General features: G+C 43.1%; 12 protein-coding genes. 9 read left to right on the forward strand and 3 right to left on the reverse strand.

Annotation, left to right across the window (positions count from 1 at the left end; all coding sequences use genetic code 11):
- Positions 1–6: 6 nt before the first annotated feature.
- The 9 genes from QUA23_RS15510 to QUA23_RS15550 all read left to right on the forward strand — a co-directional run bounded on the left by QUA23_RS15510 (position 7) and on the right by QUA23_RS15550 (position 11,045).
- The gene (locus QUA23_RS15510; RefSeq protein ID WP_333076768.1) at positions 7–843 is read left to right on the forward strand and encodes a hypothetical protein; all 837 of its coding nucleotides are present in this window, start codon (positions 7–9) and stop codon (positions 841–843) included.
- 280 nt (positions 844–1,123) lie between these two features.
- A complete protein-coding gene (locus tag QUA23_RS15515) occupies positions 1,124–2,275 on the forward strand; it encodes a glycosyltransferase family 4 protein (protein ID WP_333076767.1) in 1,152 nt (383 codons plus the stop codon).
- A 92-nt stretch (positions 2,276–2,367) separates the two neighbouring features.
- Positions 2,368–4,371: an ABC transporter ATP-binding protein gene (locus tag QUA23_RS15520; protein ID WP_333076766.1), complete on the forward strand. Its 2,004-nt coding sequence runs from the start codon at positions 2,368–2,370 to the stop codon at positions 4,369–4,371.
- A gap of 73 nt (positions 4,372–4,444) precedes the next feature.
- Positions 4,445–5,644 carry a glycosyltransferase family 4 protein gene (locus QUA23_RS15525; RefSeq protein WP_333076765.1) on the forward strand — a complete coding sequence of 400 codons (1,200 nt, stop codon included), beginning with the start codon at positions 4,445–4,447 and terminating at the stop codon, positions 5,642–5,644.
- 118 nt (positions 5,645–5,762) lie between these two features.
- The gene (locus tag QUA23_RS15530; protein ID WP_333076764.1) at positions 5,763–6,713 is read left to right on the forward strand and encodes a glycosyltransferase family 10 domain-containing protein; all 951 of its coding nucleotides are present in this window, start codon (positions 5,763–5,765) and stop codon (positions 6,711–6,713) included.
- A gap of 11 nt (positions 6,714–6,724) precedes the next feature.
- Positions 6,725–7,825 (forward strand): formylglycine-generating enzyme family protein, encoded by a 1,101-nt coding sequence (locus tag QUA23_RS15535; RefSeq protein WP_333063084.1) that lies wholly within the window; start codon positions 6,725–6,727, stop codon positions 7,823–7,825.
- Positions 7,826–7,952: 127 nt separating this feature from the next.
- Positions 7,953–8,927: an Npun_R2821/Npun_R2822 family protein gene (locus QUA23_RS15540; RefSeq protein WP_333076763.1), complete on the forward strand. Its 975-nt coding sequence runs from the start codon at positions 7,953–7,955 to the stop codon at positions 8,925–8,927.
- A complete protein-coding gene (locus QUA23_RS15545; RefSeq protein WP_333076762.1) occupies positions 8,924–9,796 on the forward strand; it encodes an Npun_R2821/Npun_R2822 family protein in 873 nt (290 codons plus the stop codon). The genes QUA23_RS15540 and QUA23_RS15545 overlap by 4 nt, the downstream gene beginning before the upstream one ends.
- A 226-nt stretch (positions 9,797–10,022) precedes the next feature.
- Positions 10,023–11,045: an Npun_R2821/Npun_R2822 family protein gene (locus QUA23_RS15550; RefSeq protein WP_333076761.1), complete on the forward strand. Its 1,023-nt coding sequence runs from the start codon at positions 10,023–10,025 to the stop codon at positions 11,043–11,045.
- A 3-nt stretch (positions 11,046–11,048) separates the two neighbouring features.
- Here the strand turns inward: QUA23_RS15550 and QUA23_RS15555 are convergent, their stop codons facing one another.
- The 3 genes from QUA23_RS15555 to QUA23_RS15565 form a co-directional block, all read right to left on the reverse strand.
- The gene (locus tag QUA23_RS15555; protein ID WP_333076760.1) at positions 11,049–11,999 is read right to left on the reverse strand and encodes an NAD-dependent epimerase/dehydratase family protein; all 951 of its coding nucleotides are present in this window, start codon (positions 11,997–11,999) and stop codon (positions 11,049–11,051) included.
- Between the two features lie 184 nt (positions 12,000–12,183).
- Positions 12,184–12,558, reverse strand: a complete 375-nt coding sequence (locus QUA23_RS15560; protein WP_333041041.1) for a hypothetical protein — start codon at positions 12,556–12,558, stop codon at positions 12,184–12,186.
- Between the two features lie 150 nt (positions 12,559–12,708).
- Positions 12,709–14,385, reverse strand: coding sequence for an AarF/ABC1/UbiB kinase family protein (locus tag QUA23_RS15565; RefSeq protein ID WP_333076758.1), 1,677 nt, complete (start codon positions 14,383–14,385; stop codon positions 12,709–12,711).
- Positions 14,386–14,533 lie beyond the last annotated feature (148 nt).

Raw genomic sequence — 14,533 nt, forward strand, 5'->3', positions numbered from 1 at the left:
AAATCAATGAATTCAAATAAATTAGCACTTAAGGGATTTATCACTATTTTAACTGGTCTTTACTCTTTCCAGGATTGCGTTCATTTTCTGGCGTCTGTCAGGAAGTTTCACCGCGAACCCATTATTATTTTAATAGATAGAGTCCCTCTAATTTTATATCCTTTACTTCAGGTGTTTGGAAATGTCATATTGAAACCTGCACCGTCTCACGAAAACCCTGTTTTAGCGTCGCGGCAAGCTAAGCTGGCTTTGTACGGGGAATCTTTATTTGAGAAAACTATTTATATGGATTGTGATATTTGTTTGCTGTCGCCAATAGATGAGGTATTTGATTTTCTTGATGGGGTGGATTTGTTGGTAACGGAAGATGTGCAGCCTGCGATTGCTAAAGCTGCAAATTTATTAAGAGTCAAGCAGGATATTCTGTCAACTTTGCAGTCTGTCGGGTTGCCGCTAAACGAAAATAGCATTCAATACAATGGCGGATTTATCGCTTTTACGAAAAGCAGTAAAACTCAGGAATTGTTCACAAACTTTAAGAAATATTTCGATATGGTAGTGGCGCATCAAAATGTGTTACTATTGAAAGACCAGGGAGCTTTTGCGGCGGCTGTTGAATCGGTGAAACCGAAAATGACAACTTTGTCCCCGGTTTACAACTACTTGGATAAGTGGAAAGATGTTTATACGATCGACAAACCGATTAAAGTAATGCACTGCACTTATCCTTACCGTCCTCAGTACGCCAAGAACGTAACGCGATCGCTCTTTACTAGAATAGTCGATCGCACGGCTAAAATATTTTTACCCAATCAACTTAACAATCCCTGGCGTTTAAAATAATTAAAGTTTGTTGGCCAACTGCATCAAAAGCAACAAAATTCAGCCCCAAATTAAAAAAATTAGCCTCAACATATCCGAAAATTTACCTAGAAGAATTATTGCTGGCTGGAATAACAGTCTTGGGTTCATCATTGTGTTTTTTTTACCAAAAGACGCGTTGCTGCCCTTTGCCCTGGTTAAAAACCCGGTTGCTTTGGTCGGGAGTGCGTGAGTCCCCATCGCCTTGACAAAAGCTCGGTTAAGCAGGAAAATTAAACAAATGTTTTAAACAAAATACTCAGTGAAAGTTTCATTAGTAGTGAGCGATTTGTCAGGCGGAGGTGCAATTCGTGCTTTTTTATTAGCTCAAGTCTTGATAGAGCTTAAATGTGATGTAGAAATTGTTGGATTTCAGTTTGGTAAGGAATTGTACGCTACTCCTCCTAGAGAAATCCCAGTATGTGCGATACCGGGTAAAAATTATCCGGGGTTTTTAATGGATGCTCAAAAACTTTGGAAAAAAATAGATGGGGATATTATTTATGCAGTCAAACCTAAACCTACAAGCTTTGGGTTATCACTGCTGAAAAAACTGGCGAGTCGCCACTTTATAATTTTAGATATAGACGACTGGGAACTGAGCTGGTACGGCGGAGATGAATGGAAATACCGTCCCTCTTTCAAACAACTTTATCGAGATATTTTTAAACACAACGGTCAATTAAGAGAACCAGATAATCCCCTCTATCTCAAGTGGATGGAAAGTCTCATTCACAATGCTGATGCAGTCACCGTTGATACTGAGTTTTTAAAACAGCGTTTTGGTGGTGTATATTTGCCTAATGGTAAGGATACTGCAATGTTCGACCCTGCTAAATACAATCCTGAATTGAGCAGACAGCGTTACGGCTTATCCGGGTATAGAGTTCTGATGTTTCCGGGGGCACCGCGACCTCATAAAGGCGTGGAGGATGTTTTGATGGCCCTCGAACAGTTAAATGAGCCCGATTTAAAATTAGCGATCGTCGGCGGGAGTCCTTATGATGATTATGATGATAAACTTGTGAAACAATGGGGGCGTTGGATTATTAAACTGCCAAGGTTTCCAGTGGAGACAATGCCGTCGGTTGTAGCGGCGGCTCATATTGTCGTTGTTCCTCAGCGAGAAACTCTCACAGCCGTGGCTCAGTTTCCGCTCAAGCTGACAGATGGCATGGCAATGGCTAAGCCTGTTTTGTCTACGCGAGTGGGGGATATTCCAGAAATTTTAGGGGGAACGGGTTATTTAGTGGATCCGAGTTCTCCCGCTCAAATTTCACAAAAGATTCAATGGATATTTCAAAATTGGACAGCGGCTAATTTACAAGGAATGAAAGGGCGGGAAAGATGTGTAAAAAAATATAGTATTCAAGCAATGAAACCGATACTTTCAGATATAATCGCAGGTATGTAAATGTTATTTTAAAACTACTCACGGGAGGAAGAAAAACTGTCTGTTATTAAAGAATATTTTGAGATGCCGTACTGTTTAGCTGGGAATGCTTCATGTCTGCCAATAAGCTACTCCTAAAATTTGCCAGACGATATCCCGGCAGGATTTTCTTAACTGTGATGCTGGGCTTTTCTGGCGCTTTATTCAACGGTATCAGCACTACTATGATTGTACCAGTGCTTTTAAGTTTTTTAGAGGAAGCGATCGAGCTGCGTGGTGCTCCACCTCTAATTAAAACTTTGATGTATCCATTTGAGGGAATGCCCGGAAATCAGCGTTTAATGTTGATGACCGGGGCGGTTGTGCTGGCAATTTTTTTAAAAAATGTTGCGAGTTATATCAATACTTTAGTAGCTACTTCTCTGACGCGCTCTCTGACTTTTGATTTGCGAGAAGCCGGCTTGCGGTTGTTGTTAGAAGTAGATTTAGATTTTTACTCTAAAACTAAAGTCGGGGATTTAATTAATAGATTGGGCGGAGAGATTGGTCGGACTGCTAGTGCAGTTGGTACGGCTATCGGAATGTTTACTACCTCAATCACAGTTTTGGTGTTTGTGGGTCTGCTACTTTCGATCTCGTGGAAACTGACGGTGACAGCTACAGTTTTGCTGGCGTTAGTTGCTTGGACAAATCAATATATTATTAACCGTTCCAAGCATTTTGGCCACCTGCTTTCTGAAATGTCGAAAGATTATTCGGTGAGGGTGCTGGAAACGATTACTGGGATTCGGCTGGTTAAGTCAACGGGGAACGAGGAAAGGGAGTATCAGCGGATCAAGCATTTAATTCAAAGGCGAGAACAAGCGGATTTTCAGGCTCAGGTAAATTATGCGGCGATCGCTCCAATTAACGAAGTTGTTAATTTGATAGTTATAATTTTGATTGTATTCATAGGTCGCACAATATTTGCGAATGAGATAGAGTCTATTGCGACAATTTTATTAACCTATTTATTGGTACTGTTTCGATTGATTCCTTTAATTTCACAGTTGAATAGCGGGCGCAGTCAATTTGCAAATACGTCGGCTAGTGTAGAGGTGGTTAATGATTTTTTGAGCTGCGAGGACAAGCCATTTATGCTGAACGGTTCTGTGCCTTACACTCATTTGCGATCGGGAATTCATTTTAATAAAATATCTTTTAGTTATCCTAACCACAAAAATTTAGTTTTGCAAGGAATTGATTTGTTTCTACCCCACGGCACTACTTTGGCTTTGGTAGGAACTTCGGGTTCTGGCAAGTCAACTTTGGCAGATTTACTGCCGAGATTTTACGATCCTACTGAAGGTAATATCTCGATCGATGGCAGGGATTTGCGCGAATTCGATCTAAAAAGTCTCAGACAAGCGATGGGTATTGTTAGCCAAGATACGTTTTTGTTTAATGCTTCAGTGCGCGAAAATATTGCTTATGCTAGACCCCAAGCGACTGAGGAAGAAATTGTGGAAGCGGCGAAGGGAGCGAATGCTTACGAGTTTATCCAATTATTGCCGGATGGGTTGGAGACTCAAATTGGCGATCGGGGCGTGATCTTATCGGGAGGGCAGCGTCAGAGAATTTCAATTGCTAGAGCTCTGCTGCAAAACCCGGAAATCTTAATTTTAGATGAGGCAACGAGTTCGCTGGATACGGTTTCGGAAAGGTACGTGCAAGCGGCGATCGAGAAATTGAGTTGCGATCGCACAACGTTGGTAATCGCCCACCGCCTCTCCACAGTCCAAAAAGCCAACAAAATCGCCGTGATCGATCGCGGACAAGTAGTAGAAATGGGTTCCCACGAAGAATTGCTAGCAAAAGGAGGTTACTACACTCGCTTGTATTCAGTGCAATTTGCTGAAGAAACCGCTCGTGATGAAGCTCTAATTAGAGGTTCTTACGAAATTCGCACTCGCCTGACTCCCATGATAGCTTACCTCAAAATGCTAGTAGATGAAATGGTAGACTCTCCCGAAGAAAGAGACGAGTTAATCCGAGAATCATTTCACTCTGCTGCTAATATTTTCACTACTTTAGAATTTATAGAAAAGACTATTAAGCGTCAGGCTGTTAAAAAGTAGTCAGTTGGCAGGTGGCAGTTGTTATTTTCCCAATTCCCAATTCCCAATTCCCAATTCTCAATTCCCAATTACCATGTCTAAATATTATGTATTTTTTACTAGAAATGTTTTGCCACAACCCAATGTAGCGAGCTTAGTTCAAGTTGCACACTCTGCAAATGCCGCAGCAAATCTCGGTTATCCAGCAGTTTTGGTATACCTCCGCAAAGGATGGAATGCTTGGAATCCCGTTGATTTACTTCGTCCTTTTCAACCGAGGAAACGGGATGACAAACTTGCCAAAATTTACAATCTTCAGGAACAATTAAAAGTAGCAGATTTGCCCGTCCCGTGGCCGATAGACCTTTGGGACAGCAAGTGGACGAGTTCTAGTACAATAGTCTCAAAATACTACTTACCGATTCACCTGCTTAAATCCACTAAAATTGTCCACAGCCGCGACTGGAACTTTGTCAAAGCAGCAGTTAAAAACGGAATTCCCGCTATCTACGAACAGCACCACCATGAAAACAAGCAATTTGAATCAGAAATTGTCCGCAATCCTCTGTTTCAGATTTCCGTAACTGTTGCCGATACAGTGCGAGACAGCATGATTTTGAATGGGATGCCACCGGAAAAAGTAATTACGCTGCACAACGGTTTTAACCATTTGTTTCTCGCCCGACAAACAGAAGCAGCCCAGAATTGGCGACAGCAATTATTAGAAGATGACAGACAGCATTTAGCAGTTTATGCAGGCGGACTTTACCCGTTTAAAGGTGTTGATATGTTGGTGGATGTGGCTAAGGAATTGCCGCTGGTTCAATTTGCGATCGCGGGCGGTGATTCATCCCAAGTAACAGCATACCACCAGTTAGCAAAATCCAAGCAAGTTAACAACATTAAATTTCTCGGCTACCTCCCTCAAAATCAACTGGCTAGCTTGCTGCAAGCAGCCGATGTTTTGACTCACCCTCACTGTTTGACAGAAGCCGCGACGTTCACATCTCCTTTAAAATTCTTTGATTACATGGCATCGGGAACTCCGATTGTAGCGACGGAGATTGCATCATTAATGGAATTTAAATCGGGAAATATAGCAGCAACTTGGTGCGAACCGGATAACCCGCACCAGTTCGCGCAAAGCATTCGAGATTGTTTAACCAAATATCCGAGGAAAAGCGAAGGTTATGCAGAAACAATGGATTTTGTCAAGCAGTTTTCGTGGGAAAATAGGATAGAGAGAATTTTGAGTTATGTGGATGACCAAGTGCGATCGCAAATCATTCATTAATCCTGATCCGATAATTTTAAAATCCTCCGGGGCGAGTTTTACCAACAATCATCGCCTAAAATTAATAATCTCATAAACCCGCCCCGCCCCCACGCAAAAACCCGATTTATTATTAGATATGAACCAAAAAATCATCGGCACAATCACCACCTACCCAGGGATGAGTCAAAGCGACTGGCTGTGGCAACAAACCCCCCACAACTTCGGCAAATGGGGCAACATTCAAATGCTAGCAAATCACCCAGAACCCGACTTTTTACTGATGTATCAATTTGACTTTCCCCAACAACCCAAAAAGCAATCGTGGGTCGATAAAATACGTCGCTACAGGCATCAAAACGCAGAAAACGACATCCAAGAAAAATTGCGCGGTGTCCCCAAGGAACGCATAATTTACCTGATCCGCGAGCCGCCCTTGCCAGAAGTTATTGAAATTACTAAAGCCAACTACGAACAAGCCAAACTTTATTGCGGTTACGTTTCCGGACCTGACGATTTCGCCCCAAAACCCGATTATATGCCCGCGATTTGGTATCACTCTAACTCGTTTCGAGAACTCGATGAAATGCCTGCGCCGCCGAAAACTAAATCCTGTTCTTGGATTACTTCAGGTGTTAGCCGCAGCGCCAATCACCGCCAGAGATTAGACTTTATCAAATTGCTGCGATCGCAAGAATTGGATTTTGACCTTTACGGGCGAAACTTGCCAACTTGGGCGCGCGGGAACGGCACTGTGAACAATAAATGGCACGCCGTCGCACCATACTATTACAACTTAGCTATTGAAAATTATGCAGAAAACGATTTGTATGTCAGCGAGAAGCTTTGGGATGCTTTTTTAGCTTGGTGTTTGCCGATTTATTACGGCGGTTCGGCGGCGGATAAATTGTTGCCGACGGGGAGTTTTCTGCGGCTTCCCAGTCTGGATGAGAAAGGAGTAGAATTTATTAAAGAGGTTGTGGCTAATGCGGATTATTGGCATGAAGCGAGGGAGAAAATTGCCGAAGCCAGACAAATCATTCTCCATGAATTGAACTTGCTTAATTGGCTGTCTAAGTTTGTATCTTAGGAAATAGGGCAATGACCGAAAACCAAAATCAACCCAAAAAATACGATGCCGTCAAGGGCGGTGAATCTCAAGTGCCATTCGCTGCGGCTGTTTTAGGCGGGATTCCCGGCGTTAAGAGTCGTTTGGCTTCACCGATTGTCGAGGTAAAAATTGCTGCGCTGTCTGAAGCAATCAGATATGGAGATGTTGGTTTAGATTTGATCGTTGGGGCACTGCAAGATGAATCGCTGCAGGTGAAGTTGGCAGCCTTTTTGGTGCTGAAGGATAGAGATGAACCAAATATAAAAAAGCAGTTACAAAAATATTTTCCTACTTTTGACTTTGATGCGATAACAGTAAATGCTAAAGGAAAAGAAAACAGTCGCTGCCGTTATTATGCTCACTTCTTCGCCGAAGACTTGGGGAATGGAGTTGTGCTGGAAATGGTTTATATTGCCGGAGGCACATTTATGATGGGTTCGCCTAACAGTGAACAAGGACGATATGATTACGAAAATCCGCACCATCTAGTCACGGTACCGGCTTTTTTTGCAGGCAAATACCCCATCACCCAAGCACAGTGGGAAGCAGTAATGGGAAACAACCCATCGGGTTTCAAAGGTGAAAAACGTTGTGTAGAAAATGTATCGTGGGATGATGCCGTCGAATTCTGTGCCAAAGTCTCGCAAAAAAACGGGAAAAAATATCGCCTCCTGAGTGAAGCAGAATGGGAATACGCCTGTCGTGCGAAAACCACAACCGAATTTCATTTTGGAGAAAACATTACCCCGGATTTAGTCAATTATCACGGATACTACCCCTACGCAAACGCTCCCAAAGGACTTTCCCGTAAAGAAACAACCAATGTCGGGAGATTTCCCCCCAATGCCTTTGGACTGTACGATATGCACGGCAATGTTTGGGAATGGTGCAGCGATAGGTGGCACGAAAACTATAACGGCGCACCAACTGACGGAAGTTGCTGGGAAACGGGCACATCTGAATACCGTATGCTGCGTGGCGGTTCCTGGGACAACTATGCGGTCAATTGTCGCAGTGCCGATCGTAACTGGCTTTCGGCGGGCGGTCGCCGCAGGAAGATCGGTTTTCGCGTAGCTGCGGATTTGGCGTAGTCTCCGGTTTTCGGTTCTGTGCTGCGGTCACCCGGACTCGCCCTTTTCTGTTCTTTTACCCTTTAAATGATTCGGCGGTGGAAATCGCAACTACATAAACCAAGTCCGCCTTCGCGAGACTATAGATATGAACGGAATTTGCACGCTAGCCAACGATACAGTTTACGACCAACTAATTGCCTTGCTCAACAGTATTGAAATTATCTTAGGCTCAAATATTTCCGTCTGTATTTATCCTTTCGACGAGCAAATCGAGCAAATCAAAGCTGAAATAGTCAACCGTCCCAACGTCTTTGTTTATGAAGATAACGCATCTATTCAGCTATGGGATAAATTCATGCAAGCAGCCGCACCCGAGCGTTTGAACCGCAAAAAATTTCGGCTTTACGGCGCACACCGGCGCTTTTGCGCTTTCGACGGCCCGTTTGAAAAGTTTATCTATATGGATGCGGATACTTTGGTGATGAATTCCCTGGATGCGGTTTTTCAGAAGTTAGAGGAATCGGATTTTGTGGTTTATGATTTTCAATTTCGCGACCCAACTAAAGTATACAATATTCAGTCGCCAAAACTCCTAGAAATTTTTGAGCAAAATCGGATCGATTCGGAAATATTTTGTTCGGGATTTTACGCCAGCAAGCAAGGATTGTTTGAGCAAAATACTAGGGAATGGCTGTTAGCTCAACTGCAATCGGGCGAGGCGGAAATTCTCTATGAAGGTGCGGGAGAACAGCCGTTACTCAATTATATGGTGATGAAAACGGGGATGAATAGCTATAATTTTGCTTACAGCCTCCCGGATGGCGAAAAAACCGGGTGCAGCGTCACTTCTAAACATTTTGAAGAGCAAGATCAGATTTTGTACGACAAGGGAAACCGACTTACTTACATTCATTATATTGGTGTGCCGCCGGATTTAATTCGGAGAGTTTGTGCAGGGGAAAATATTGAGTTTCCCTATCGCGATTTGTTCCTGCATTACCGCTATCTCCGCGAACCGTCCAAGCGTCCGATTTTTGCCCAAGCGCCAAAGTCTTATACTGAGGTTTCTGCGCCGAATTTGTTAAAAAGGGTATTGAGAAGGTTGAGGAGAAATGTATGAGTCGCGGTATTTATATTGTTGCGAATGATAAGGTGATCGAAAGTGCGATCGCCCTTTTAAATAGCATACGTCTGTACAATTGTCAAGTACCTGTTTTTCTGATTCCCTTCGACGACAATTATCAGCAAGTCGCAGCCGCACTCAGCCGTCTCCACGACGTGCGATTGTTCCCAAATCTGGAGTTTGTGGAACAGTTTACCAGAGAAATTGGCCAAACGTTCGATCGCAACTTTTTAGCCCTCCCCAACAAAATGCGAAAACTCGCCGCCTGGTTTGGCCCCCTAGACGAATTTCTGTACATCGATACCGATATCATCGTCTTTGAAGACATCGCAGACAACTTAAACAAACTATCAGAAGTAGACTTTTTTTGCTGCGATTACCACTACCTCAGCGAAAAACTGCGAAATGTATTTTCACCTACTGTAAAAGAACAAAATATCTTTACAGACTCACAGCTTCAAGATGTATTTAACAGCGGTTTTTGGGCTTCCAGAAAAGGAACTATTACAGAATCGCAAATGTATGAGATTTTGCGAGAATGTTCGCAGCATCGAGAATATTTTGACTTTACTCAAAATGTCACAGACCAACCTATACTAAATTATATCATTCTTAAACTGATTCCCAAGCGCTGCAATCTTGTTAAAGATTCAGCAACCGAACCGGGAAGCTGGGCTGGTTCCAAGCATTTTCAGGAAATAAATTATGTTCTTTATGACAAAGGCAAAAGGTTAAAATATATTCACTGGGCTGGAATCCCGATTAAATCTGGCAGCCCTTATTGGAAACTTTGGAAACATTATCGTTATCTCAATGAGGAACAACCAAATTTAGTGCAAAAAATATTTCGGGCTTTCAGTAGGTGAGGATAAAATCATATGTTCTATCATTGTCAACAAGCTTTGAGGAACAGGCAAGATAGCTGTTCCACGATTCATAAATATTGTTGTATTTTTGACGCCAAACAAGCTTTGAAGAACAGGCAAGATGCCTGTTCCACAATCAATAAATTTTATTTCTTGTGGTGTGGGCATCTTGCCCGCACCTAAAAAGCAATATATATGCGCTGGGTTACTTATTAACTAAAAAACTATGGCTGATGGCATTTATATTCTGGCAAACGATTTTGTTTTCGACCAATTCGTGGCTTTATTAAACAGTCTCGAAGTCAATGGGGCGAAAAATATTCCTGTTTGCATTATTCCCTACGATGATAACTTGAAAAAAGTGCGATCGCACATTTCCACCCTACACAATGTCACCCTTTTTGAAAATACCGATTCCATCGATTTCTGGGAATACTTTGCGACTCAAGCTTGGACATCTCATCGCAAAGCTCAAAAAGTTTGGCTAACTAAAGGTTGGCAGCAAGTTCACTGTTTGGGAATGCACAGAAAATTTTGCTGTTTTGACGGCCCTTTTGATAAATTTATCTATTTTGATGCCGATACTCTGTTAATGGGTTCTCTAGATTACATCTATCAAAAACTTGATGAGTTTGATTGGGTAGCCAACGATTTCCAATACAAATCTGACCTCAATTATGTATTTGACTTATCCTCCCAAAAAGTCGCAGAAATTTTCAATTTTGAACGACTGCAATCACAGATTTTTTGTGCTGGTTGGTTTGCTTCAAAAAAAGATATTTTAAATTGCAATAATTCCAAGCAAGTTTTAGAAAAATTGATTTCAGGAGACTCGGAAATTTTATCTTTGCGGGGAACTGACCAACCTTTATTTAACTATTTAGTCGCCCGCAGCAATATCTCTTTTTACAACTTTGCATATGCTGAACCCGAACAGGTAACGGGAAATCATTGGTCTTCTCAATTTGAGGTGATAGATTATGTTCTATATGACAAAGGGCGACGATTGACTTACTTGCACTACATGAGTATTTCGGCTGCAAAGTTTACTCGATTGTGTGCTGGCGAAGATGTTGAGATTCCCTACCGAGACGTATTTCTCCACTATCGCTATTTGAATTCGCCGGAAACACAGCCAAAACTCGCGCCTCCAAATTTGTTGGTTCGCTTGGGGAGAAATCTCAAAACTTGGGGAAGTCAAAAAGTTAACAATTTTCAATTTAAGCTGCGGAATTTCTGGGATAGATAGCATCTAACTGTACAAAGACTGAATCCACTCCCATTCGCGCCTTAAGCCTTCTTCTAAAGCAACCTGCGGCTGATAACCTAAGATTTTCTTGGCTTTAGACACATCAGCGCTAGTGTGTCGGGCGTCTCCCCTCGCAGCTTCAGTAAAATCTATCCGAATAGGTCGATCGACAATTCTCTCTATTGTATCAATAACTTCTTTTAAAACTACCCGACTTCCCCCACCAATATTAAAAACTTCCCCCGCAGCTTCCGGAACCTCAGCCGCCGCTAAATTCGCCGCAACGCAATCGCTGATAAACGTAAAATCCCGCGTTTGCAATCCGTCGCCGAAAATTGAAATCGCCTCATCAAACAAAATCGACTTAAAAAACTTGTGAAAAGCCATATCGGGGCGCTGTCTAGGCCCGTAAACAGTAAAATAGCGCAGCGAAGTAGTCGGAAGACCAAAATTTTTGTAATAAAGCCCGCACAAACGTTCACCGGCTAATTTCGTAATTCCGTAGGGAGAAACCGGGTGCGGACAAGCATTTTCATTCGTGGGAAAAGATTCAGCATTGCCGTAAATAGAAGAAGAAGAAGCATAGACAAACTTTTGCAATTTTGGCGCATCTTTTGCAGCTTCTAACAATACTTGGGTGCTGTTAATATTGCGTTCGGTATAACTGCGAAAACCGTCGCCCCAGCTAGCACGAACTCCTGCTTGCGCCGCCTGATGAAATATTACCTTAACATCGGATAAAAGACCTCGCCAATTTAGAGACAAAATATCGCCTTCCACCAATTCAAAACCCGGATACTTCTCAAATCGTGCAATATTCTTGCGCTTGAGATCCGGATCGTAATAATCGTTGAACTCATCAACACCGATAACCGTGTCCCCTCTATTTAAAAGAGTTTCTACTAAGTTAGAGCCAATAAATCCCGCCGCACCCGTAACAACAACAATACTCATTAGATTTTAGATTTTAGATTTTAGATTTTAAAAATTTTACAGAAATTATTGCATAAGTTGTCCTATTCTTCTTTCTCTTTCTCTTCCTCTGCGTTCTCTGCGTTTCAAAAAACATCAAATAGGATAATCTTAGAGAACTATCAACCCCCTTCCTTCAGATAAAAAGAGGTTGATAGTTAACCTTTCATTGTTCAAAAGAATCTAAATCCAGCGCTTGGGAACCTCCGCGTTCTAACTCGATCAAAAGCTTACCCAACTGAGTCCAAACTAGCCAACCTGTGAGTACCGTCAGTGGCAAAGCTAGGGCATAAGAAAGTAGTTTTGGGAAGCCAAAAATCTCCATTCCAGAAGCTAAAAATACGCAAATACCGCCAGCCATTCCCAGAAAAGGTATGACCAATTGCAGCCTTGGCAGGTTAGCCAAGGTGCGAGTAGAACGATTTTTAGACCACTGTTGTACGGATTGTTTGAGAGTTGCTTCAAATGCTACACCGGAGGCCATCCCTGCTAGCAGTCCAGCCGACATTAAAAAATAGGGAGGTTCTGGAAAATAATACACGAATAATTCCTTAATTTGGGTAATTTGGGTAATTGGGAATTGGGAGTAGGTAATTGAGAATTGGGAATTGGGAATCGGCAAAAGTAGAATTATTTTTCTTTCTTCTTCCCTCTACCTTCTTCCTTCTTCCCTCTACCTTCTTCCTTCTAATTAAAACCGAGTTAGCGCCGCTGCTCCTGCTGTGGAAAACTCCGTCAAAGCGCCTAGAGCAACGTTGAAAAGGCGACCGGGCTGCAAATCTTCCTTGACTAAGTTCCACAGGCTGCGAACTTCTTCGGTGTGGATTCGATCGTCCTCAATCAAAGCTAACATTAGCTGGCGTCTCAAAAACGACCCTTCCTCTGACAGCAAAAATTGCAAGCCTAGTTGTGCTGTTGGTAGCAAGTCGAAACTACGATCGGATCGGGCGATCGCGATCATGTCCTCCAACCTGTTCCACTGGAATTTGCCATCTTTGAATAATACCTCAATCAGTCGCCGCCGCAGTGCCGGAGATTCTCCGTTCAACAAACGCCGCGCTACATAAGGATACGCCACCTCGACTATCTTGAAATTGGGATTCAGCGTCAGGGCCAAACCTTCTTCTGTCACCAGAGAGCGAATAATTAAGGCAAATTTCGCCGGCACCCGGAAAGGATAATCGTACATCAACTCCGAAAACTGGTCTGTAATCGTCTTGAAGTTAAAATCTGACACCTTTTCGCCGACGATATCACCCAGTACAGATTCCAACGCCGGAACGATCGGCATAATATCTGTATCTGGTGTCAAAAAGCCCAGTTTGACAAAATCCTTGGCTAACTCTAAGTAATCTTTGTTGATCAAATGAACGACAGAATCAACCAAAGTTTCTTTAGTTGTTTCTTCCATCTGATCCATCATCCCAAAATCAATGTAAGCCATGCGGCCGTCCGCTAAGGCAAACAGATTTCCCGGATGGGGGTCAGCATGAAAAAATCCGTGTTCCAGCAACTGCCGCAAACCGCTGCGGACTCCGACTTCAATTAAACTATCGGTATCCAAACCTGCGGCTTTAACACGTTCTATATCTGTCAGCTTGATGCCCTCAATCCATTCGAGAGTGAGAACGCAATTTGAAGTATAGCGCCAGTAAATGCTCGGAACTTTTACTGTCGGGTCGTCGGCAAAATTTGTAGCAAATTTCTCGGCGTTGCGTCCTTCATTGAGATAATCAATTTCCTCGAACAATTTGATACCGAATTCATCCACGATCAAACAAAGGTCGTGACCGAGATTCAGCGGCAACAAGGGGCCCAACCATCCAGCGGCCCAGCGCATTAAATAAAGATCCAGGCTCAAGACTGGCAGCAAATTCGGTCGCTGAACCTTCACTGCTACTGCTTCCCCGGTGAGGAGGCGAGCTCGGTAGACTTGACCGAGACTTGCCGCGGCGACAGGTTCGGGAGAGATTTCGCTATAGGTTTCGCTAATTTTGCGATCGAGTTCTGCTTCAATAATCTCGAAAGCGCGCACGGAGTCAAACGGCGGCAATTGATCCTGAAGTTTGATCAATTCTTCGAGAAAGTCTTTGCGGATCAAATCCGGTCTGGTAGAAAGGGCTTGGCCGACTTTAATGAAAGTGGGGCCCAAGCGAGTGAGTATTTGTCGCAGGTGGGCGGCCCGTTCCGGCTGGTGTGCTGCGACTTCGTGCTGCCAACTGTCCCACAGCATCCCCAGAACGAAGCCCGCAAAAGACCAAATAACGGTAATGGCGCGCCAAATTGCTTTCCAAGGACGGTTGCGGTAATACTGAGCGATCGCTTGTGGATCGTAGCGTCTAGCCTGAGTGAATTGATACTGAGGCACTCGTTTATTTTCCTCTTATCTTATGAAAATTACAGGTTAAATTGAGAATTGGGCATCGGCCATCGGGCATCGGGCATTAGGGATCAGGCATCGGGCATCGGGGATTGGAAGTCGAAAGTTCAAATATTATTTATTCTTTCTTCTTCGT

The sequence above is a fragment of the Microcoleus sp. Pol1C5 genome, assembly GCF_036701115.1.
Taxonomy (GTDB): Bacteria; Cyanobacteriota; Cyanobacteriia; order Cyanobacteriales; family Microcoleaceae; genus Microcoleus.